At 38.0% G+C, this 23,264-nt stretch carries 23 protein-coding genes; 18 read left to right on the top strand and 5 right to left on the bottom strand.

Annotated elements, in window-relative coordinates:
- The first annotated feature begins 56 nt into the window (after window positions 1-56).
- Both BFJ97_RS19700 and BFJ97_RS19695 read left to right on the top strand, forming a co-directional pair.
- Window positions 57-1,460, top strand: coding sequence for a SpoVR family protein (locus BFJ97_RS19700; RefSeq protein ID WP_068986350.1), 1,404 nt, complete (start codon window positions 57-59; stop codon window positions 1,458-1,460).
- A 345-nt stretch (window positions 1,461-1,805) separates the two neighbouring features.
- Window positions 1,806-2,681 (top strand): radical SAM/SPASM domain-containing protein, encoded by an 876-nt coding sequence (locus tag BFJ97_RS19695; RefSeq protein ID WP_068986349.1) that lies wholly within the window; start codon window positions 1,806-1,808, stop codon window positions 2,679-2,681.
- A gap of 172 nt (window positions 2,682-2,853) precedes the next feature.
- On the opposite strand, the gene BFJ97_RS19690 is transcribed toward BFJ97_RS19695, so the two are convergent.
- The gene (locus BFJ97_RS19690; RefSeq protein WP_068986348.1) at window positions 2,854-3,243 is read right to left on the bottom strand and encodes a helix-turn-helix domain-containing protein; all 390 of its coding nucleotides are present in this window, start codon (window positions 3,241-3,243) and stop codon (window positions 2,854-2,856) included.
- A gap of 212 nt (window positions 3,244-3,455) precedes the next feature.
- Between BFJ97_RS19690 and BFJ97_RS19685 the strand changes: the two genes are divergently transcribed.
- Window positions 3,456-4,112 (top strand): hypothetical protein, encoded by a 657-nt coding sequence (locus BFJ97_RS19685; RefSeq protein ID WP_068986347.1) that lies wholly within the window; start codon window positions 3,456-3,458, stop codon window positions 4,110-4,112.
- A 137-nt stretch (window positions 4,113-4,249) separates the two neighbouring features.
- On the opposite strand, the gene BFJ97_RS19680 is transcribed toward BFJ97_RS19685, so the two are convergent.
- Complete coding sequence (locus tag BFJ97_RS19680; protein WP_068986346.1) at window positions 4,250-5,923, bottom strand: ribonuclease J; 1,674 nt, start codon at window positions 5,921-5,923, stop codon at window positions 4,250-4,252.
- Between the two features lie 310 nt (window positions 5,924-6,233).
- Entirely contained in the window at window positions 6,234-6,728 is a 495-nt protein-coding gene (locus BFJ97_RS19675; protein ID WP_068986345.1) for a L,D-transpeptidase family protein, read from the bottom strand.
- Between the two features lie 157 nt (window positions 6,729-6,885).
- Between BFJ97_RS19675 and BFJ97_RS19670 the strand changes: the two genes are divergently transcribed.
- From BFJ97_RS19670 to BFJ97_RS19655, 5 genes are all read left to right on the top strand, one after another.
- Window positions 6,886-7,119: a hypothetical protein gene (locus BFJ97_RS19670; protein WP_068986344.1), complete on the top strand. Its 234-nt coding sequence runs from the start codon at window positions 6,886-6,888 to the stop codon at window positions 7,117-7,119.
- Between the two features lie 44 nt (window positions 7,120-7,163).
- Window positions 7,164-7,373, top strand: a complete 210-nt coding sequence (locus BFJ97_RS19665; protein ID WP_068986343.1) for a hypothetical protein — start codon at window positions 7,164-7,166, stop codon at window positions 7,371-7,373.
- Between the two features lie 15 nt (window positions 7,374-7,388).
- A complete protein-coding gene (locus BFJ97_RS19660; RefSeq protein WP_068986342.1) occupies window positions 7,389-7,586 on the top strand; it encodes a hypothetical protein in 198 nt (65 codons plus the stop codon).
- A gap of 78 nt (window positions 7,587-7,664) precedes the next feature.
- The gene (locus tag BFJ97_RS23865; protein WP_083227108.1) at window positions 7,665-7,841 is read left to right on the top strand and encodes a cysteine-rich CWC family protein; all 177 of its coding nucleotides are present in this window, start codon (window positions 7,665-7,667) and stop codon (window positions 7,839-7,841) included.
- 141 nt (window positions 7,842-7,982) lie between these two features.
- Window positions 7,983-8,564, top strand: a complete 582-nt coding sequence (locus BFJ97_RS19655; RefSeq protein ID WP_068986341.1) for a DUF305 domain-containing protein — start codon at window positions 7,983-7,985, stop codon at window positions 8,562-8,564.
- Window positions 8,565-8,648: 84 nt separating this feature from the next.
- Here BFJ97_RS19655 and BFJ97_RS24895 read toward each other — a convergent pair whose 3' ends face one another.
- Both BFJ97_RS24895 and BFJ97_RS19650 read right to left on the bottom strand, forming a co-directional pair.
- On the bottom strand, window positions 8,649-8,804 hold the full coding sequence (locus BFJ97_RS24895) for a hypothetical protein (RefSeq protein WP_175401816.1): 156 nt from the start codon (window positions 8,802-8,804) through the stop codon (window positions 8,649-8,651).
- A 52-nt stretch (window positions 8,805-8,856) separates the two neighbouring features.
- Window positions 8,857-9,459: a metallophosphoesterase family protein gene (locus BFJ97_RS19650; RefSeq protein ID WP_068986396.1), complete on the bottom strand. Its 603-nt coding sequence runs from the start codon at window positions 9,457-9,459 to the stop codon at window positions 8,857-8,859.
- Window positions 9,460-9,774: 315 nt separating this feature from the next.
- Here BFJ97_RS19650 and BFJ97_RS19645 point away from each other — a divergent pair, with 315 nt between their 5' ends.
- From BFJ97_RS19645 to BFJ97_RS19600, 10 genes are all read left to right on the top strand, one after another.
- On the top strand, window positions 9,775-11,271 hold the full coding sequence (locus BFJ97_RS19645; protein ID WP_068986340.1) for a class I adenylate-forming enzyme family protein: 1,497 nt from the start codon (window positions 9,775-9,777) through the stop codon (window positions 11,269-11,271).
- Window positions 11,272-11,492: 221 nt separating this feature from the next.
- Complete coding sequence (locus BFJ97_RS19640) at window positions 11,493-12,479, top strand: C39 family peptidase (protein ID WP_068986339.1); 987 nt, start codon at window positions 11,493-11,495, stop codon at window positions 12,477-12,479.
- A gap of 205 nt (window positions 12,480-12,684) precedes the next feature.
- Complete coding sequence (locus BFJ97_RS19635) at window positions 12,685-13,917, top strand: carboxylate--amine ligase (RefSeq protein WP_068986338.1); 1,233 nt, start codon at window positions 12,685-12,687, stop codon at window positions 13,915-13,917.
- Entirely contained in the window at window positions 13,914-14,615 is a 702-nt protein-coding gene (locus tag BFJ97_RS19630) for an aspartate/glutamate racemase family protein (RefSeq protein WP_068986337.1), read from the top strand. The genes BFJ97_RS19635 and BFJ97_RS19630 overlap by 4 nt, the downstream gene beginning before the upstream one ends.
- Before the next feature lie 232 nt (window positions 14,616-14,847).
- A complete protein-coding gene (locus tag BFJ97_RS19625; protein ID WP_068986336.1) occupies window positions 14,848-15,996 on the top strand; it encodes a DEAD/DEAH box helicase in 1,149 nt (382 codons plus the stop codon).
- A 1-nt stretch (window position 15,997) separates the two neighbouring features.
- A complete protein-coding gene (locus BFJ97_RS19620; RefSeq protein ID WP_068986335.1) occupies window positions 15,998-17,227 on the top strand; it encodes an aminopeptidase in 1,230 nt (409 codons plus the stop codon).
- Between the two features lie 22 nt (window positions 17,228-17,249).
- The gene (locus BFJ97_RS19615) at window positions 17,250-18,188 is read left to right on the top strand and encodes an SGNH/GDSL hydrolase family protein (RefSeq protein ID WP_068986334.1); all 939 of its coding nucleotides are present in this window, start codon (window positions 17,250-17,252) and stop codon (window positions 18,186-18,188) included.
- Window positions 18,189-18,340: 152 nt separating this feature from the next.
- The gene (locus tag BFJ97_RS19610; RefSeq protein WP_068986333.1) at window positions 18,341-18,688 is read left to right on the top strand and encodes a hypothetical protein; all 348 of its coding nucleotides are present in this window, start codon (window positions 18,341-18,343) and stop codon (window positions 18,686-18,688) included.
- A 67-nt stretch (window positions 18,689-18,755) separates the two neighbouring features.
- Window positions 18,756-19,913, top strand: a complete 1,158-nt coding sequence (locus BFJ97_RS19605) for an exonuclease SbcCD subunit D (protein ID WP_068986332.1) — start codon at window positions 18,756-18,758, stop codon at window positions 19,911-19,913.
- On the top strand, window positions 19,910-22,990 hold the full coding sequence (locus tag BFJ97_RS19600; protein ID WP_068986331.1) for an AAA family ATPase: 3,081 nt from the start codon (window positions 19,910-19,912) through the stop codon (window positions 22,988-22,990). The genes BFJ97_RS19605 and BFJ97_RS19600 overlap by 4 nt, the downstream gene beginning before the upstream one ends.
- Window positions 22,991-23,264: the final 274 nt, after the last annotated feature.

The following is a 23,264-nucleotide window of genomic DNA, read 5'->3' as shown; positions in this document are numbered from 1 at the left end:
TGGTGACCGAAGTTGAATTATGGTAAGTAATCATGTTCAAGGGAGGGGGCGGAAAAATGGAAATGAAAGAGCTTCAACGAGCAATTGATGAAATTACAGAAATTGCCTCAAGCTTTGGCTTAGATTTCTTTCCAATGCGCTATGAAATTTGTCCAGCAGATATTATTTATACCTTTGGCGCATATGGTATGCCTACTCGATTTTCGCATTGGAGCTTTGGCAAACAATTTCATAAAATGAAGCTTCAATATGATTTAGGGCTAAGCCAAATTTATGAGCTAGTCATTAACTCAAATCCATGCTATGCATTTTTACTTGATACAAATACGTTAACACAAAATAAGTTAATTATTGCGCATGTATTAGCGCACTGTGATTTCTTTAAAAATAATGTACGCTTCTCCAATACTAGAAGAGATATGGTGGAGAGCATGACTGCAACAGCTGAACGGATAGCTGGGTACGAAAGGGAATATGGAAAGGATGAGGTCGAACAGTTTTTAGATGCTGTTTTAGCGATTCAGGAGCATATCGACCCATCCCTTTTACGACCAAAATTGTCTTGGAATACGGAGGTAGAATCTGAAGAGGAAATTCTCCCAGCAAAATCACCGTATGATGATCTATGGCGTTTAGATGATAAGGAAAAAGAATATAAATTGATAAGGCGAAAAATAAAGAACTTCCCGTCAAGACCCGAAAAAGATTTATTGCTATTTTTAGAGGAGCATAGTCGAGAACTGGAGGACTGGCAGCGAGATATATTAACGATGATGCGTGAGGAAATGCTTTATTTTTGGCCACAATTAGAGACGAAAATTATGAATGAGGGCTGGGCTTCCTTTTGGCACCAACGTATAATGCGTGAGCTTAAGCTAACAACAGCGGAGACGATTGAATATGCAAAATTAAATGCAGGTGTTGTGCAGCCTTCAAAAACATCCATTAATCCTTATTACCTTGGCGTGAAAATTTTTGAGGATATTGAACATCGCTATAATCATCCAACGGAAGAGATGATAAAGTTAGGGGTTCAACCGAACTCAGGTCGAGAGAAAATGTTTGAGGTAAGAGAGATAGAGTCGGATATCTCCTTTATTCGCAACTATTTAACGAAGGATTTAACAAAGCAAGAGGATCTTTATTTGTTCCAGAAGAAGGGCAATGAGTATCGTATTACAGATAAGGATCATGAAATGGTACGAGATCAGCTCGTATCGATGCGTGTAAACGGGGGGTTCCCATATATCGTTGTTAAAAATGGCGATTACCTGCGTAACGGAGAGCTCTATTTATTGCATGGGTATGAGGGAATGGAGCTAGATCCACGCTATTTAGAAAACGTTTTGCCATATATTTATCAGCTATGGGGTCGTCCTGTTCATTTAGAAACATATGTGGATGGAAAGCCAATGCTGTATTCATATGATGGTACAAAAAATTATAAACGTAATGTGTGAGGTGAAAGAGCAGACACTCGGCTTTCACCAATAATGAAGATAAAAACTTCTATCTGCTACAATGAAAAATTGCTGCAGATAGAAGTTTTAATTTTTAACAGTCTTACATAAAGATTCATCGCCATAATCTGGGGGTGATTACTGTTCCGACTGTTTTTGCGCGAAGGCGTTATCAAAGGACGTGATGATTTTAGCCTTCGCTCCTCTATCTCACACGTTATGGTGATGAGCCTTGAGAGATATAAATAATGCAAGGGATGGAGACTGAAAGGCTGTTCCTTATCGTAAAATTTGTTAAAATGAATAGAGTTTTAATAATTATAGAACTGGAACGGTGAATCAACGTTGAGAACATTTAAAAAAGTTTATATAGAAATAACGAGTGTCTGTAATTTAGCATGTAGCTTTTGTCCTCCAACGGCTCGTGCAAAGGGACTTATTAAAGTGGAACAATTTAATAAAATCTTGGATGAAATACGTCCTCACACGAAATATATTTATTTGCATGTAAAAGGGGAACCGCTTTTACATCCACGTATTGATCAGCTTCTTGACGCAGCTCATGAGAAAGGTTTTAAAGTTAATATTACAACGAATGGTACACTGATTAAAAAGAATCGTGAAAAGATATTAGGGAAACCAGCCTTACGCCAAATTAATTTCTCTTTACATAGTTTCGATGGTCATGAGGGGTCGGAGAATCGTGAGAAATATTTAGGGGATATATTGGATTTTGTTCGTGCTGCGAGAGAATATAATACGATTATTTCATATCGTTTATGGAATTTACAAAAGGATCATGTATCGGATATTGCAGCGAGAAGAAATAGGGAAACGCTCAATATTTTAGAAAATGAATATAATCTTGATTATCGTATCGAAGAAACAGTACAGCCCGGTAAAGGCGTGAAGATTGCTAATAATATTTATTTAAATCAGGATCATGAATTCAGATGGCCAAGCTTGCTTGAGCCTGAGGATGAAGGAAAAGGCTTTTGCCATGCACTTCGAAGCCAAGCAGCTATTCTTGTGGATGGTACAGTAGTGCCGTGCTGTCTTGATGGTGAGGGCGTTATTAATTTGGGGAATGTGAACGAGAAATCCTTCACTGACATTGTTCAGGGTGAGCGTGCAAACAATATTGTCGACGGATTTTCACGAAGAGAGGCCGTAGAAGAGCTATGTAGAAAATGCGGCTATCGTCAAAAGTTTGGAATGTAAGAAAAAAATCCATTTGGTGTAGACTAAATGGATTTTTTATATGGACAAAATAAGGGAAAGTCAAATGAAAGAAAAAAGCTCTTCACCAAAAGTTGTGGAACCACACGTTATGGCGATGAGCTAGAAAAAGTAAAAAAGGAATTTGTAGGTAGACGTCAAAACAGCTCCAACGTCATTGACTATTGGAGCTGTTTTTCTTTGATTGTGAATCGATCGTATCTAAAAAATCCTTTGTAATGCGTACTACGTATTTTACCTCGTCTAAATTACGCTCCCTTAATACGGAACGATGTATGTCAAGCATGATGTTCTTTTCTTTAATATCAGTAACACCAGATAATTTTTGAAAATTAAAAAGTTCCTCAGGGGCAATGTCTAATGCTTTCATCAGCGTTTCTAAAGTGCTCAATGTGATATTAGATTGCCCATGTTCAATATTTGAGATTCGTCCTTTACTAAAACCTAACTTCCCCGTTCTTTCAGCCACTTCTTCTTGACTAAGCCCTTTGGAAACCCTAATAATACGGAGCTGTTCACCTACTAGCTTTAAAAAGTCTGACATATGATTCACCTCTATGTAAAAAGCTAGTGAAAAAAATTAAAAATGCCTATACTATTATAGTGGTATAATAGAGAAAATGTTATTGTAAAATGGTACAATTGTGGGTAGGAAGATTTTATTAAGGAAAAAAGTTCGTGGAAAATAGTGTTGATGATTCTTCAGTGGCTTATTTTGGTTATACATAACTAAGTTAAGGATTGGAGGATTCAGGCATGGTAAAGCGTTATCGACTAGATGAAGTTGCTAAAATAAAAGAGGGAAAAATAGTACCGAGGGAGGAGTATTTTACAAATGTCGGATTGCCCTTAGTGACAGCAGAATATTTAAAACAGTTAATGCTAAATGGTGATATTGAACAAGTACCAAAGATTAATATGATATTTAATAAATGTTTAAAGTGTGCACCAGTACCAGCTAAAACGATCATTCTTACGAGAGCTCATTTGAAGGAAACGAATAAATCTATATATCAATGTGAAAATGAAGTATGTATTGCAAATGATGTCGTGGCTATTATGCCAAATGAAACGATTATTTTAAGTGATTATTTATTGCATTTTCTCAGTTGGTATCCAATCAAAGAATGGCATCATTTGTATCATATACTTATTGATATTCCGATGATTGATATCCAACATAAAGTGGTACAGCTTTTAAATACGATACCGCTTTTATTAAAAAATAAAGAATCATTGATAACCGCAGTAGAAGGACTACCACAGCATTTTGACAAATTTTCTAGGCAAATAGAAAATCACTCGCAACATTTACAGCATGGATTCAATCAGGTTCATTATTTTTACGATGTTATGCTTCATAAAATATTTAAGGGAGAGCTTTACAAAGAAATGCACGGGTCTGAACTTTAAAAAAGATGGAGTAATCCGAAAGTAAAAACTAATTTCTTTGATAAATCTGTATCAATTGGGGCTTTTAGGAGCAGTTAATGTTTATAAAATGAATTTAGTCGGTGCAAAAGGGGAAAAGAACCTTCACACCGACTTTTTTAAATATCGATAATTATAGGTAAAATCATTGGTTTTCTTTTTGTTTGTGTAAATAGATATTGACCGACTGCTCTTTTGATTTCTCTTTTTAAGACATGGATTGGCTGCTTACTTTCTTCCTGAAGTTCATTAATCGTTTCTTTGACGAGAATATTTACTTTCGTTAACAGCTCCTCAAAGTCTTTGGCATAAACAAAGCCCCGCGAAATTGTATCTGGTTCTGAAATAAAGGCACCATCTATTTTATTAAGTGTTATAACGATAACAAGCATACCGTCTTCTGACAGCTGTTTGCGATCTCGTAAGACGATTCCTTCGACTTCACCAATACCGATACCGTCGACATACGTATCACCTGAAGGGATTTTACGCGTTTGCCTAGCCATTGCATTTTCAATATCAACAACATCCCCATTTTTCATAATAAACGTATGCCCTCTTTTAACACCGACGGACTCAGCTAGCAAACGATGCTGATGTAACATACGGAATTCACCATGAATCGGAATGAAAAATTTGGGCTTCATGAGCGTCAGCATTAGTTTTAAATCTTCCTGGTGACCATGACCTGAAACGTGCATACCTGTATGACTAGAAGAGCCATAAATAACCTTCGCACCTAACTGGAACAAATTATCGACGATCCGTGAAACACCCTTCTCATTCCCTGGGATAGGGGATGAAGCTAAAATAACTGTATCATCAGGTAAAATTTTGACTTCGCGATGATTGCCATTTGCTAGGCGAGAAAGTGCAGCTAATGGCTCACCCTGACTACCCGTACATAGTACAACTACTTCTTCAGGTGGGAGATACTTTACCTCACGTGCATCTATTAACATATCCTCTGGAATGTTTAAATAGCCTCGTTCAAGTGCAACATCTACAACATTCACCATACTACGTCCAAGCAATGCAAGCTTTCTATTTGTAGCAATCGTAGCATTTACAATTTGCTGTATGCGATTAACATTAGAAGCGAAAGTAGAGATAACGATTTTACGCTCGGCATGTAAAAATGCATCTTCAATATGATGACCGACAAGCTTCTCTGAAGGAGTTAATCCAGGTCGTTCGGCATTCGTACTTTCAGAAATAAGGACTAGCACGCCTTCAGATCCTATATCAGACATCTTATGAATATCTGCAAACTGATTATTGACAGGGGTTAAATCAAATTTAAAATCGCCAGTGTGGACCACATTTCCTTCAGGTGTATTAATAACGATTCCTAAGCAATCAGGTATACTATGGTTTGTTCTAAAGAAACTAACATCAGTTTGTCCTAAATTTAGTGATGAATCGGAATGAATTTCTATTAAATCGGTCTCTCGTAAAAGCTTATGTTCTTTTAGCTTTAACTCGATTAAGCCAAGCGTAAAACGTGTCGCATAAATAGGAACATTTATCTTTTTTAGGAGATAAGGGATACCACCAATATGGTCCTCATGTCCATGTGTCACGATTAATGCTCTAATCTTTTCTTTATTTTCTTGTAGGTACGTAATATCAGGAATTATTAAATCGATACCTAGTAAGCTTTCGTCTGGAAACTTAGCGCCGCAGTCGATAATTAAAATATCATTCCCATACTGTACTACATACATATTCTTTCCAATCTCATTAATGCCACCTAAGGCGAAAATAGATAATATATTGTCTTTTGTGGACAAGCATATCCCCTCCTAATTCTAAATGAAAATTGAATTTGTTGCGTTGCTTCAGCATTATGTAGTATAGCTTTAAGCGTTTCATCCTATACGGAAACTTACTTCCCAAGGAGCATTAACATTAGATAAATCAGTATAATGTTCCGATAAAACTGGAAAACATTCCGATAATTCTACATAATGTTCCGATAAAACTGGAAAACATTCCGATAAAATCTTAGGAATGTTTTTAGATTCACTTCCGTTGCGAATTTCCTTGTCCATCTTTTCTACGACATGAGACTATCTCACAAATAGATAGCCTCAGTTGATTTTAAGGATGGATAAAAACGCCAGTGCCAATTGGAACAATGCGTGCAAGTTCTTCGACATCCTGATTATGCATGCGAATACAGCCACGTGAAACTGCATGACCGATAGAGCTAGGATCATTGGTTCCATGAATACCATAATGCTCTTTAGATAAACTCATCCACATTGTCCCAAACGGACCTCCAGGGTTTGGAGCCTTATTAATAATAATAAAATTGCCGATAGGCGTATCGTGTAACATTCTACCAACTGCAATTGGGTATTGTTTTTGAAGAATATTGTCTTTATATAACCGTAGCCAACGATTTTCAGTAGAAATATCAATTTTATAAGGGATTGTATTTGGATCAGGAAACCCAGGTATAACAATTTGTTGTCCGATATAAAGTACATTTGGATTGATCCCTGGATTAGCTGCAATTATGGACGATAGTGGTGTTCGGTAATCTCTAGCTATTTGAGACAATGTTTCTCCTGCTTTAACTGTATGGATCACAATCATCACCTCCAAAAAAAATAGTTGCTTTAATATAGGTTATGCATGACCTATAGAAAATACCGAAAATATTTTTTTGAGGATAGCAACTGCAGTTAGTTGGATATGATAAGCAGTAAACAAACGTCAAATCCAGTAATTGAGGAGCTATTTATAAGTGAAGGAATTTAAAATAACTTATTTCTTTGATGAAATGCATTATGTAAGAAGATTTATTCATATCGAATCACAAGAAAAAGCAGAGGCTTTAGTTCGAAGTGAACGAGATCAATATATATCCTTTACAGATAGTAGAGGGATTTATCATGAGTTGCATCCAGGAAATGTTCGGGTCATTCAAATCTCTGAATATCACCGCGTCGATAAAAATGCAAAAACGAAAGCCACATAACCTGTTCAACATTGCTCATACTATGGATAAAGGAGTGTGAAATGATGGACATAGAAAACGTACCACATGAGAAAAAGATATTTATGAATTTAGCAAGCAAGAACAAACCAGACATGGTTGACTCAGATACTATTAGTCTTTTCGATTTACATGAAGATATGCAAACAGTAGATGCTATACCGATTAAAGAACTAAATAAAAGAGTGAAAAGAGAAGGCGATGAATTAATCGAAATGCAGCCTGATGAATTATAGAAGGTAGGGATTTGTATGACTGAACATAACGAAGCTCCGTTTACTTCTGTTGGAACAGATATTGATGAAGTAAAAAGAAAAAATGCAGAAGCTGGTTTATCTTACAATGAAGTGAAAAAGCTGCTAGCCCAAAGTGGTGGGGTTGGTACAGCAATATATAGTGATACGAACAAGGAAGAAGTAAAGCAACAGATTCATGGGAAAAAGCAATAAGCTATTGTGGGAGGGGTATGAAATTGAGTACTCCTCTATTGTTCCTTTACAATGTAGAAAGGTAAGGGAGGTGTAAGAATGGAGGGAAACTGTTGCCCGTTATGTGGACAAGAAAATCATTGTGGAGTAGCAAAAGGGCAAAATGATTGCTGGTGTATGACAGAAAGTTTTCCTGAGAGAATTTTTGACGCAGTGCCTCAAGAGCATAATAAATGTATATGTCAAAAATGCTTGGATAAATATAAAGAAGAATAGTTCGTTTTTGTGGCAAAAGCACATTGCTAGTCATAAAATATTGCTATCAAAAACGATGGGGAATAAATATCATCAGTTGGTACAATTGTCTACCACACTACAACCGATCAGGCATACATTACTCTGAAAGGAGTGTGTCTAATGACTAAACCAATTGAACTCAGTAATGTTACAAAGGCTTATTTAGCGGAATACCAAAGGATTCTCGATAAAATGATTCAGGGCATGACCTATGTGACCCTTACCTGTAGCATTTCAGAAAATTTTATTAAGCAAATTTTACCGCATCAAGTAGCTGCTATTAAAATGTCAGAAAATGTTTTGCGATACACAACAAATATACCTGTACAAAATCTTGCATTAGAAATAATAGATACAAGTGCAGAGGTTGTTGAATGTCTAGAAGCGATCCAAAATAGATGCTGTATCGTACAAAATTCAGAATATGAATTATACGAATATATGTGTGCCTATAAAGAAATTACTGAAGCTATGTTCAAGGCAATGAGCTTACCACCAGTTTCTAATAACATTAATATAAACTATCTTCGAGAAATGATTGTTCACCATCAGGGAGGAGTTCGACTAGCGCAAAATGTTTTAAGGTTCTGTATTTGCCAAGAATTAATACCCATCCTGAAAAATATGATTCAAACGATGTGCGATCAAATTTGCGACATGGAAAAATTACTCGATGCTTTACAGGACTGTGAATATTGCTAGTTTGGTGAAAAACGCTAGAGTCGAAGTCGATTTTAGCGTTTTTTTGTGGATGTGATGATTTACAAAAAAGTAGGCGCATCACCATTACGTGTGGTTGATTTCCGTTCTGACTGGGCGCCTTGCTGCTGCCGCTTCGCTTTCGCGCAGATAAAACAATGCCGCTGACGCTTCGCTTTCGCGCAGAGCAAAGCTTCCTGGGGGCGTCCGATGAGCCGCTTCGTTAGCGCTCCAGGGTCTCATCTGCGACGCTACGGTAAGCAAGGCAATTGTCGTATGTAGACTTGCGTGAATCTTAAACGCGAACCTTATTGACAGAAGAGGCGCACATAAATGTTACTGTTCGTTTATCACTATCATAGAGACACCACTCACGGTGATCGACGACAGAGCCAACATTGATGCCGTAGTGCTTTTCTTGTAATGCGATCGGTTGGCCAAAGCGAATATGAATAGGTAGCTTTTTATTTTGATGATAAATACCTGACTCATGACTATGTCCGAAGAAAAGAAGCGGTTTTTTGAATAGGGGAAATGTAGGCTGCCATGTCACACTCCATTGAAATTGATGTCCGTGCATAAGTGTGGCACCATCAATTTCGATTGTTTCAGGTAGTTCTGTAAAACGTTTGATGCCCGTTACATGTGTAATACGCTCCTCTTGATTGCCGCGAATAGAGGGGAATGTTAGTAGCTCTTCAAAATCATTTTCCACTATTGCAGCTTTTTGAAGCGGTAAAGCGGACATTGTTTGTGCCTTTATTTTACTGACAGTACATTCATATAAATCACCTAATCCTAATATCCTTGCATCTTTCGCAGTTTGCTCAATATGGGCTAAAACTGCCTTCGTATCTTCTATATTAGAATGTAAATCTCCTAAAAGTGCATACAGCATTTTAACCATGCCTTTCCTAAAAATATGTACAACTATCATACACCTAACAGAACTTAATAGAAACGTGAAAGGTTTGGTTCATCACCATAACGTGTGGTTGATTTCCGTTCCGACTGGTGCTTAGCAAAATGTTATCTTTAACTTTCTGTGATGAGACTCATATTTTCTTATGTGTAGAAAAATTGCTAACTTTTTAATAGCTTGATAAAATGTAAGTATAATTTTCTGAATTTTCATATTATCGTAACGGTTCTTCTTTTATGGAGATTCTACGCAATATGAGGGGGATGCATATTAAAAATTGGGGGGCTTTTGATGACGATGTTAATGACAGAAATTGTTCAAAACTACGCTAAACAACAACCACAAGGAATTGCAACGTTATACGATGGCAAAAAGATGAGCTATAGTGATTTTTATAAATGTGCAGAAAAATTTGCAGCGTACTTACAAGAGCAGGGCTATGAAAAAGATGATGTGATTGCACTCTATACGCTTAATTCGGATTTATTTTTAATCGCTTATATTGGTGTTCAATTAGCTGGATTTGTGGTGATGCCTATTAATACAAAATTAGCTGCCCCAGAGGTCGAATTTATTTTTAACCATTCAGAAGCTAAAGGTCTTATTTATGATGAAAGATTAGAAGATATACTCGCAGATATTTCATATCCATTTCAACATATTGTAGGGTTTAAAGAAATGAAAGAAGTTATTAAGAACTATACAGGTCAAAGGCAAGTTGTCAATTTGGAGCCTCATGATACAGCGGTTGTTATGTATACTTCTGGTACGACTGGTAAACCAAAAGGCGTTATGTTAACACATCAAAATATTGTATCCTCAGCGGAAATATGGTCGTTATCTATGAATATGACCAATGAGGATAGAATGTTTATTTGTACGCCTTTATTTCATTGTGCAGGGCTTCATGTATTTGCGATGCCGATGTTTTATAAAGGCGGTACTATTGTAATTGAAGAGGCTTTTTCTTCGACCAATACATTAGAACAGCTTGCTTCAACAGCAGCGACAATTTTCTTTGGTGTTCCTTCCATGTATACGATTATTTTAAATACATCTGACTTTAAGGAACATACATTTAAAAATTTACGCTTATTATGTTACGGGGCAGCACCAATGCCATACGAGCTTGTTAAGCAAGTGAAAGAGACGTTCCTTAATGTGAAAGTACAAAACCTATATGGACAGACTGAAAATTCTCCTGCTGCCACTTCCCTTTTAGATGTCGATGCATTGACAAAGATTGGATCAGTCGGAAAACCATTAGCACAGACAGACGTTCGTGTTGTGGGTAGCTTTGGCGAAACTGTGCCAGCAGGTGGAGTAGGAGAAATTTGTGTCAGAGGACCACAGGTGATGAAAGGCTATTTACGTAATCCTGAAGAAACAGCGAGAACAATTAAAGATGGCTGGCTCTATTCAGGAGATTTAGGACGTTTTGATGAAGAAGGCTATCTCTATATTGTCGATCGTAAAAAAGATATGATCATTCGTGGTGGCGAAAATATCTATCCTATCGAGGTAGAAGAGGTTTTATATCAACTGCCAGAAATTTTTGAAGCTGCAGTTGTAGGTTTACCTCATGAAGTATATGGTGAGGTTCCGAAAGCATTTGTCGTTTTGAAGGAAGGAAAGTCCCTTGATGAAGAGGCGATATTGGCTTATTGTCGGAATCAGTTGGCGAAATATAAAGTGCCACATGAAATTGAATTTTTAGAAGAATTGCCACGTAATGCTTCTGGTAAAGTGTTAAAGCATACATTGCGTCCAAAAGTAAGTACACTCTAAATTGAGCATGTAAACTGTGAAACTCGAAAGTAGCAAAATCAGTAATTGATTTGGTCGTCTGCTGAATGAGGGCTAAAACCTGAGTCATTTTTTTACATGTAAAGGGCGAACCAAGTTAAAATAGGAACGTCTATGAAACTAGCGTATAATAGAGTCTACGACAAATTGAAATAATAGAAGTGAAGTGATGATCTTCAAACTGGATAGGAGCGGAATTTGTCTTGTGGACGAGGAATAAACGCCTTTTACTAATAGGTATAACGATAACCATGCTACTTTCGAGCTGTAATCAGTTTTCTCAGCAGGAAAGGCAAAAGAGTGAATTAACTGTATTAACGGTAGAGTTTAATAGTGGTGCACCGATTCCTAACCTTTACGTAACTGTCACAGATGTAGAGACAGGTGAAATCGTTGAGGATGTGGTTGGCTCTGATGAGGGAGAAGCGAAATTTTCGAAACTGAAAGAAGGACGGGAATATGCTATTGCTGCAACTACGCTTGAAAATAGTAAGAAAAACGATGGCTATACGACAATCGAAAATTTTACATATGATTCGACAAAGCCGTATTATCGATTGGAGACATATTTTTCAAGGGACAAGCAAGAGCTGGGTGTCCCAGTTGTTATGCAAAATCCTGAACTACCACATGGCTGTGAAATAACATCGTTAACAGCTGTCTTAAATTATTATGGAATGAATGTTACAAAGCTTGAAATGGCTGATAAGTATTTACCAAAGCAAGATATACGTACTGTAGGAGGACAACGCGTTGGTCCAAATCCAGACCAGGCTTTTGCAGGGAATCCCCGTGAAAAAACACACGGTATGTATGTTTTTGCCGCACCGATTGTAAAGGCGGCAGAGGCAGTTATAGCAGATAAAAAAGCAGATTTACGTGTCACAAATATGAGTAATGCCTCACAGGATGAAATCTTACAGCTTGTCCAAGAGGGAGTACCAGTGGTGACATGGGTGACATTGGATTTATCAACTCCTGAAAAAGATCCAGGTAAGGGCTGGATCTATGAAGGTGAAACAGTGCCACATGAAGCGTACATGAACTTGCATGCGGTTGTCTTAACAGGGCATTTAGGCGATAAAGTAGTCGTTATGGATCCATTAAAAGGCTTTGTCACTTATAATGTGGATCAATTTTTTAAAAGCTATCAAGAGTTAGGTAAACAAGCTGTAGCAGTTCATAAATAGATGCTAGAGAGTTATCAGGAGTACAAGGAAAGTATGTTACACTAATAAAAAAGGCTCATCACTAAAAGTTAGGGAAGACAATTATTTAAATGTATACCGTGTATAGAGAAGGCTAGGTGCCCCCAAGAAAGCGCTTAGTCGAAACGGAAATCAACCCCACATTATGGTGAACAGCCTAAAAAAAAGCTAAAGTGAGTTGAGCAGAATGGCCATTGAGCACGCTTTTTTACCGGTTTTATTAGGAGATGAAATGAATGCTTACGGCATGGCGAGAGCATTTTACGAGTCATATGGAGTTAAACCACTAGCATTAAACCATACTAATATGGAGAAAATACAACAGAGTGACTTATTAACATTCCGTGAAGTACCAAGGCTTCATATTGATGAAAGATTTGTAGTCGCTTTAAAGGCAATTGCGGAGGAATATGCAGGTAAAAAACTACTGTTATTAGCCTGTGATGAATTTTATGTGAAGAAAATTGTCCAACATAAAGAGGAACTAGCTAAATATTTTGTAGTTCCATATGTTGATGCCAAGCTTGCTAATCAGCTATTAACACGTGAGAGTATGTATGAACTTTGTGCGGATTTTGGTTTTCAATATCCAGCGATGCATGTTTGCACAGTGAATGATTATGAGGAATTTGATATACCTTTTGATTATCCGGTTGTCATTAAGCCTTTGAATATGACAAAGTATGCGTCATGTATTTTCCCTGATAAGAAAAATGTGTATATTGCACGTGATCATGAGGAAAAGGATGCCATTTTCCATGCGATTTATAAAGAATCGGCATACCGAGATGACTTAATGATCCAGCAATATATTCCTGGCGAAGATGCGAAGATGCGTGTCGTAAATGCTTATGTTGGACAAGATGGTAAGGCAAAGCTACTTTCTATAGGTAACCCAATTTTAGAGGAGCATTCTCCAGAAGGTATTGGACGCTATGTAGCAATTATGACGACATATGATAAGGATTTAATGGATTGTGTGAAATCGTTTCTGGAGGAAATACAGTTCCAGGGATTTGCTACGTTCGATATGAAGTTTGATGAACGTGATGGTCAATATAAATTATTAAGTATTGAATTACATAATGAGCTTTCGAATTATTATGTGACAGCAAGTGGCTATAACTTAATGCAATATGTTGCCGATGATTTCATTCGTGGTAGCAAGCAACAGCTAACATATGTGCAGAACAAGCATCTTTGGACAATTGTGCCAAACGGTGTACTCTTTAAATATGTACAAAATGAACAACTGGTGATAGAAGCAAAAAGTCTTATTCGCCAAGGACTTGCAACAGATTCTATTTTTAATTACAAGGATATGAATGCCAAACGTTGGTTGAATGTAACGATCGATAATTTAAGCTTTTATCGCAAATATAAGAAATATTTTAACAACAAAGGTCTGTCTAACTCATGAAAAAACAAACTTTAGGTATTATTGGTGGCGTTGGTCCACTTGCAACAATGTTTATTGGTGAAATGATTGTAAGACGTACGAAGGCAACGAAGGATCAGGAGCATCTACATACAATTATTGATAATGATACGAATATCCCTGATCGTACTGCCTTTATTTTAGATAATACAAAGGAAAATCCGGTTCCAGTGATAGTCGCAGATGCTAAAAAGCTTGCTTCTGTCGGAGCAGATATGATTGCTATTCCGTGCAATACAGCACATACCTTTTATGATGATATCGTTGAAGGCTCCCCAGTTCCCGTGTTGCATATGATTCGTGAAACCGCAAAGCGTGCCTATGACTTAGGGGCAGAGCGTGTCGGCATTTTAGCGACAACAGGTACATTAACTTCACGCATGTATCAAGATGCGTTAGAGGAATTTGGTATAACACCAGTTGTCCCAGACGATACTATGAAAGAAAAAGTTATGTCTATCATTTACGATTACGTAAAGGCTGGAAAGGATGTCTCTAAGGAGGATTGGCAGCCGATAGAAGAGGCGATGCTGGCACTTAATTGTGATCGTATCGTGTTAGGATGTACAGAATTATCTATCGTCAATCGAGATTTAAAGTTAAGTGATAAATATATTGACTCATTAATTGTTTTAGCAGAACGCGCTATTTTAGCATGTGGCTATGACATAGTAGGTTAACAATTGAATGATTCAAATAAAATCTGCTCGCTTTTCGCGGGTAAGCCTCTAGCCTTTAAGGCAGCTCAAGTGAAAGGGTTTTAGAGCTTACAAATACCGTGTATGAGTGAGTAGATTTATTTGTTTAAAGAATTTTTATTGAAACGATTAAACAATGGTTTACGTACATATGAAGTAGGAAAATGATTAGTGTGTTAAACTAGTGTCAAGCAGATAGAAGGTGGGAAATTACATGTCAGTAATAAATTTATTAAATGAAGATTTACAAGCAAAATGGAAATTTGAAGAACCGATGAAAATTCAAGAAGAAATGATTCCAGCAATGCTTGATGGCAAAGATATTGTAGCTGAATCGCCGACAGGATCGGGGAAGACTTTAGCTTATGTGCTGCCATTACTAAATAAAGTTAACGGCTCAAAAAAACAAACACAAGGACTTATCGTAGCCCCATCACAGGAGTTAGCGATGCAAATTGTAGAGGTTATCCGTGAATGGACAGCAGGTTCTGATATTACAGTTCAACAATTAATTGGTGGTGCAAACTCTGCACGTCAAATCGAAAAGTTAAAGAAAAAACCGACAATCGTTGTAGGAACACCTGGTCGATTAAATGAGTTAGCGCGTGCTGGGAAATTAAAGCTAAAAGAAATTGAAACAGTCATTTTAGATGAGTGTGATCAGTTACTTAGTCGTGAATATCGTGTTGTCGTAAAATCCTTTATCGAAGGTTCAGCATATGGGCGACAAGTAGTTGTTGTTTCTGCAACAATTACCGAGGAAATTGAACTAGTGGCTAGTCGTATGATGTTCGAGCCAGTACGCTTCAAAATTAAGCCTGAAGATATGTTAAAGGTTGGTAAAGTTGTGCACTCTTTCGTGAAAGTGGAGGAGCGAGATAAAACCGATTTCCTACGCCGACTATCGCATACGGAAGGATTACGTGCATTGGCTTTCGTCAACAATATTGATCAATTGCTGATGAAAGAAACGAAATTACAATACCGTTCTGCACCGATTGTGACATTACACTCTGATATGAAAAAAGAAGAACGTAAAAAAGCGTTAGATGCTTTCCGTAAAGGAGAGGCGCGTATTTTAATTGCGACAGATATTGCTGCACGTGGTTTAGATATTGCAGGTTTAACACATGTTATTCATGTTGATGTCCCACGAACAATTGAACAATATTTGCATCGTTCTGGCCGCACAGGTCGTGCTGGAGCAGATGGTGAAGTATTGACGTTATTATCTTATCATGATGAAAAAACGTATAAAAAATGGACAAGAGAAATTCCTGGCAAGCCTGTGCAAAAAATATGGCACGATAGCAAGCTAGTGGAAGGTAATTCAAAAACAATTTCACAGAAGCGAGGGAAATAATATGACTTTTGAAGAAAAATTACAAGCATACGCAGAGCTTGCAGTAAAAGTTGGTGTCAATATTCAGCCAGGGCAATACTTATTAGTCAATACATCAGTGGATGCACTGGACTTTGCACGTTTAGTTGTGAAAGAGGCTTATAAGGCTGGAGCAGGTCGTGTCCATGTAAACTTATCAGATGATGAAATGGATCGTGCTTATTTTGAGCATGCCTCAGATGAGGAATTTAATCGTTTCCCTGAATGGGTAGTTAAAATGCGTGATGAGCTGATTGAACGTAAAGGGGCACTATTATGGATTGATGCTGCAGATCCTGATAAATTAGCAGGTATTCCAGCAGACCGTCTAGCAACACATCAAAAGGTGTCAGGAGCTGCACTGAAAAACTATCGCAACGCCGTAATGAAGGATTTAATAGCTTGGTCGATTGTTGCTGTACCTTCTCCTAAATGGGCAGCGAAAGTATTCCCGAACTTAGGTGTTGAAGAACAAGTACCAGCACTATGGGAAGCTATTTTTAAAACGGTTCGTATCGGTGATGGGAACGCTGTTGAAAACTGGCGTGAACATGTAAAGAATTTAGAATCTCGTGCAGCCCTACTAAATAGTAAAAAATACGCGAAGCTTCACTATACAGCACCAGGCACTGATTTAACAATTGCGTTAGCGCCACAGCATAAATGGCTTACTGGAGGTAGTAAAACGCCAGATGATACGGTCTTTATTGCTAATATGCCAACGGAAGAGGTTTATACGTTACCGCTGAAGCAAGGTGTAAATGGTTATGTCAGCAATTCAAAACCATTAGTTTATCAAGGGAATATTATTGATGGCTTTAAACTGACATTTGAAGAAGGCGAAATTATTAAGGCTGAAGCACAGGTAGGACATGATTTATTACAGGAGCTTATTCATGTAGATGAAGGTTCTTGCTATTTAGGTGAGGTAGCACTTGTACCACATGAATCACCAATTTCAGCATCAGAAATTTTATATTTTAACACGTTATTTGATGAAAATGCATCGAACCATTTAGCGATTGGCGAAGCTTATCCAACTTGCTTGGAGGGTGGAAGAGATTTGGAAAATGGACAGCTTGAAGCATTAGGAGCAAATATTTCAGTAACACATGAGGACTTTATGATTGGCAGTGGTGAGATGGACATTGATGGTATTTTACCAGATGGAACTGTAGAGCCAATTTTCCGCAAAGGTAGCTGGGCATTTTAAGTAAAGAACAGGAGTTGAGCAGATGAAACGATTACTAAGCTTAATTGGTACAGTTATACTTACGATGGTATTTGGTGTTTCATCTGCTTTTGCTCAGAGTGAGAACTATCTGTCAATTGGCGATTCATTGGCGGCTGGTCAAACACCTTATGGACAGATTGATGCAGGCTATAGTGATTTAATCGCCATGAGATTAGGGATGACTGGGCAATTGAGTTTCTATACGAAGGAGCTCGCTTTCCCAGGTTTCACTACAGCTGATGTTTTGAAACGAGTAAAGTCAGAGGAAGCAAGTGGTTTATTAGCTAATGCAACACTTATCACTATTTCGGCAGGTGCCAATGATTTACTACGTCTCGTACAGGTCAATCCGACTGCGGGCACATTAGCCTTTTCACAGCTGCAAACTGATTATGCATTAAATGTTGTCAGAAAAAATATGGTAGAGATTTTAGAGGAATTGAAAGTGCGAGCGCCTAAAGCAAAGATCTTTGTCATGGGCTATTATTTTGCCTATCCCAATGTGCACGCTACGCAGAAAGAAGGCACAAATGCACAGCTCATCAAGCTAAATACAATTTTACAGCAACAGGCAGAACATGCTGGTGCAACTTATGTAAACGTGTATGATGCTTTCGGGTTAAACGCGACGAACCTTTTACCTAATATCTCTGATGTACATCCAAATTTTGAAGGCTATCGTCAAATGGCTAATGCATTTTTACATGAATATAGTGGCAGTAACGCACTAGCTATTTCTTCAAATGAACTGCCGAAACCAAACCCGATATCATTTGAGCAGATTTTAGAGCAGCAAGAGAAGGCTGAGCAGAAAAAAGAACAAGAAAAAGAACAAGAAAAAGAACAAGAACAAGAACAGCCAAGTCCTGCTGCAAGCATCATTCAAGGTTTTACTGGATATGCTGCTTTTATGGAGAAGGTTAGAGCAATTCTGTCATAAAGAACATTTCAATATTAAATATTTACAATAGGGCATCGGCAATGATGCTCTTTTTTATGTAAATCGATAAAAGTGATGGATAGAATCTCAGGACGACGGATAGAATCGATGGAGCGACGGAAAGAATTGTCGAAGCGACGGAAGGAACCGAAGTGACGGAAAGAATTGTCGGAGTGACGGAAAGAACTCACAGAACGACGGAAAGAATCGCCGAAGTGACGGAAGGAACCCTCAGAGCGACGGAAAGAACCGAAGCGACGGAAAGAATTGTCGGAGTGACGGAAAGAACCCTCAGAGCGACGGAAAGAACCGAAGTGACGGAAAGAATTGTCGGAGTGACGGAAAGAACCACAGAACGACGGAAGGAATCGCCGAAGCGACGGAAGGAACCCTCAGAGCGACGGCAAGAACCGAAGCGACGGAAAGAACCCTCAGAGCGACAGTTCCCCCGACACCTCAGGTCCCCACAGTATGGCAAGGAGCCTAATTATAATTTTTAAACTAATAAAAGGAAAAACAATCAATCTATCAGCCATGATAAAATGAAATAGACAGGAGGCGCAAAGAATGAAAATATTTCATACAGCAGATTGGCATTTAGGGAAGCTTGTACAAGGCGTATACATGACGGAGGATCAGCATTATATTTTACAGCAATTTATGCAAGCTATTGATGAGGAAAAACCGGATGTAATCATTATAGCAGGTGATTTATATGACCGTTCGATGCCCCCTATAGAGGCAGTGAATTTACTAAATGATATTTTGGCGGAAATTATACTTGAGAAGAAAATCCCGGTGTTAGCAGTTGCCGGGAACCACGATAGTGCAGGTCGATTGAACTTTGGCAGTAGTTTAATGAGCGATAGTGGCTTACATATTAAAGGTCAATTTACGAAAGATCATGCACCGATCGTTTTACATGATGCGAATGGTGAAGTACATTTTCATCTCGTACCATATGCAGAACCAGCTTCAGTAAGGACTATTTTAGATGATGATTCCATTCGATCTCATCAAGATGCTATGGAAAAAATAATTGATCATATTGTACAAAGTATGGATACGACAAAGCGTAATGTTTTTATTGGACATGCATTTGTAACGAAGTATGGTGAGGAAGAAGCAAATACTAGTGATTCTGAGCGCCCTCTATCGATAGGAGGTTCGGATTGTATAAATGCAGCGTTATTTAAGTCTTTCAACTACACGGCGCTTGGGCATTTACATAAAGCGCATTTTGTATTGAATGACACGATTCGCTATGCTGGCTCTCCATTGAAGTATTCATTATCTGAGCACTTACATGAGAAGGGCTTTTTAATCGTTGAGCTAGATGCACAGGGAGATATCGCTGTAACAAAACGAAAGCTTGTACCGAGACGAGATTTACGTGTGGTAGAGGGTTTAATGGATGATTTATTGAAATTATCACCAAGTGATGATTATGTATTTGTCCGCTTAACAGATACGACGTCAGTAGCTTCGCCGATGGAACGTATCCGGACAGTGTTTCCTCATGCAATGCATGTTGAGCGTAAAGCATTACGCCAAGAAATCCAACATGAAATTCAAGCGGTTGAGACGGAAAAGGTAGAAGACATCGATTTATTGCGATCATTTTTTAAAGATATAATTGGTGTACAGCCAGATCAAGATACAGAGCGTCTATTTACAGAGATGCTGCAGGAATTATTAGATGAGGAGCGAGAGACAGTAAAATGAAGCCATTAAAGTTAACGATTACTGCATTCGGTCCATATAAAAACACAGAAGTGATTGATTTTCAACAGCTCGGTGACCATCGTTTATTTGCGATTTCCGGAAAAACAGGTGCGGGGAAAACGACAATTTTTGATGCTATTTGCTTTGCACTTTATGGAGCGGGTAGCGGTGAGGATCGTCAGGATACTGCTATGCTACGAAGTGGATTTGCAGATGATGATGTGTATACTGCTGTAGAACTCATCTTTGAAATGCATGGTAAGGCTTATCAAATTTTACGTCAGCCGGGTCATATTAAAGCCAAAAATAAAAGTGTTACTGGAAAGAAAATTGAACTGGCTGAAATTAAAGAAGACAAACTTGATTTTAGTATTGTAGAAAAGCAACAAACGCTTGAGGTAGATAAAAAGCTACAAGAAATAATAGGTCTAACAAAAGATCAGTTTAGCCAAATTGTGATGCTGCCGCAAGGTGAATTTCGCAAGCTATTAACCTCGGATTCTACAAATAAAGAAGTGATTTTGCGCAAAATTTTTAAAACAGACCGCTTTGGTGCTATGACAAAAAGACTTGATGCGAAACGAAAAGAAGCTGAAAGTGATTTGCTTCGTGCTAAACAATTAAAGGAGCATCTTCTTGGCCAAATTGCAGGGGCTTTACCACAGCGTTCATCATCTTTATTTACTTGTATTAATAATAATACCGAAAATATGCATCAGCTGAAGAAGGCTCTAGATGAGGAGCAGGTCTACTATACTGAATGTATACAAGTAGAACAGCAGCGCTATAAAGAAGCTTATGTGCATCATCAAAAAGAACAAGAATATTATAGTATAGCGAAAACACTCAATGACCAATTTGACGAGCAAATCAATCGTCAGAACCGTCTGCAGGCATTGCTACAAGAACAAGAGATATATAGTGCAAAAGAACGTGAAATTGCATTGGCAGAGCAAGCGGAGCGTCTCCTCATACTTGAGCAACAATGCATCGACTTACGTGCCGAGCAAAATCGTAAAGAACAATCCTATCAGCAAACAATGGTCGAACAGCAAAACGCAGAATCTCAGTTAAAAATAGCACAAGAGAAATTTACCATTGAAGAGGCGAAAGAGCCTGAACGTCAGCAAGTTTTACAACAGGAATTACAGCTACAAGCATTATTGCCGAAATTTGAGGCCTATGAGAAAAACGTTCAGCAAATGCAAATAGCTGAACAATATGTTGTAACAGCAAAGCGAGCTGTAGACGATAATAGTACAATCGTAGAAAAAGAACAAAGGCAATTTCAGCAACTCACAACAACAATGGAGCAATATGAAACACAATTGGAGCCATATGAGGGGTATTTAGAACAGCTACCGAAGCTAAAAGAGCAAGTATCCTTACTAGCGCAAGTTGAAAAATACACTAGAGCAGTTGAGACTGCGGAGCACGAAGTAAGCACTACTAACGCCCACTATCAAGAAAGTAAGCAGGCTCTTCAACAGTTAGAGCAGCAATGGATTGCAAGTCAGGCAAGTATTTTAGCGCAGCAGCTGAAGGACGGGGAGCCTTGCCCAGTGTGTGGTAGTACAACACATCTTGAAACACATCGCGAACAATTAGAGATGATCGAATTAGCACAAGTAGAAGTTTTACGAGTAAAGGCGGCTACTGATGAGCGCAAGTTTTTAGAGAAAGAAGCTTTATTAAATTCTACAAAGCAACTTTTACAAGAGGCGCAAGAGCAGTTAGCATCTAATGAGATTGATCAAGCGAATCAAGCGCAAATTGTAGCTTCCTTACAAAATATAGAGCAACAAATTACAATTTTAAAAGTAGTGAGCAATCAATTAGCTAATGTACGCGTGCAACAAAAGGATTATCGTGCACGAATGGAGCAGCTACAAGAAAAGCAAATAAAGCTAGAGCAATATTTAGCTGAAAAGACGAAGGAATTTACAAAGCAACAAGCAATTGTGGAAGAGCAACAAAAGCAAATTCCAGAAAACCTTAAGACGTTACAATCATTAAAGCAGGCGATTGCCGATATAGGTTCCCACAAGGTGGCTTTACAAACTGCTTGGCATGCTAGTCAGCAAAATTTACAGTCGGCCAAAGAAGCAACAAATAATGCTAGAATGGCCCTAGGAATAACTAAACAAGCTTACGAAGAATTAAAACTGAAAATGGATGAAAAGCGTGAGCAATTTTCAGTAAGTATGAAGGAAGCAGGCTTTGAAAGCTACGAAGAGTATGCTGTGGCGAAGCGTAGCGTGTTACAAATAGAGACTTTACGGAAGGCTTGTAGTGATTACGCTCTGCAAATAAATACGTTGCAGGTACAAATTACTGAGGGAGCAAAGCATCTTAAAGGACAAGAAAAACAAGATTTAACGGTAATGGAAGAAAAGTTAGAGATGCTTCGTGTAACATATGAGGAAGCTTTTAAAGTTTTGCAGCAGATGGAAGGATTTGCGCAAGCTTGCGCAGACTTTATCGAAAAGGTCGAGGAAGCGGAGCAAGAGATACGCTTACTTGAAAAAGAGGCAGGACGAGTGAAGGAGCTCTATGCAATGTTAAATGGACAGAATGCGAAAAAGCTGTCCTTTGAGCGTTATATTCAAATCAATTATTTAGACAAAATTACAGAGGCAGCAAACATCCGTCTACACCATTTATCCAATGGCCAATTTGAGCTCCGACGTTCAGATCGTTTAGAAAAGCATGCTAAGCAAAGTGGACTTGGACTAGATGTATATGATGCCTACACGGATCAATTACGAGATGTGAAAACATTATCAGGTGGAGAAAAGTTTAATGCATCTTTAAGTCTTGCTCTTGGTATGGCAGATGTCATTCAAAGCTTTCAGGGGAATATCCGCATAGAAACAATGTTTATTGATGAAGGCTTTGGTTCTCTCGATGAAGAAGCATTAAATAAGGCGATTGATACGCTTATTGATTTACAAGATTCTGGACGCATGATTGGTGTCATATCACACGTTGCAGAATTAAAAGCTACAATGCCCGCAGTTTTACATGTCGAAAAAACAATGAATGGTCACAGTCAAACATGGTTTGAAGTAAAGTAGAGGCTGAGACAAAAAGAAAAAATGTTAGACCGATTGCAATTGGTCTGACATTTTTTTGATTTAGGAAGGAACACTCTACTCATTGAAGTGAAAAAGTTATTATCTGTTTTTGCTATTTTTCAAAATAATCGAGTTCTATCCCAGCCTCTTTTCTTACCTCCAGTCAAGTGTAATTCTTTAATTTCTTTTGTTTTTTGATTTAGTTGTAGTTGGGAGGGGTACCCCTCCCAACTACAACTAAATTTTCGCACGACTAAAAGACCTTACGATTTTC

Origin of the sequence: Lysinibacillus xylanilyticus (genome assembly GCF_001708185.1) — a bacterium.
GTDB classification, from domain to species: domain Bacteria; phylum Bacillota; class Bacilli; order Bacillales_A; family Planococcaceae; genus Lysinibacillus; species Lysinibacillus xylanilyticus_A.
Note: the sequence above shows the minus strand (reverse complement) of the source record. Positions and strands in the feature narration are given on the sequence as shown.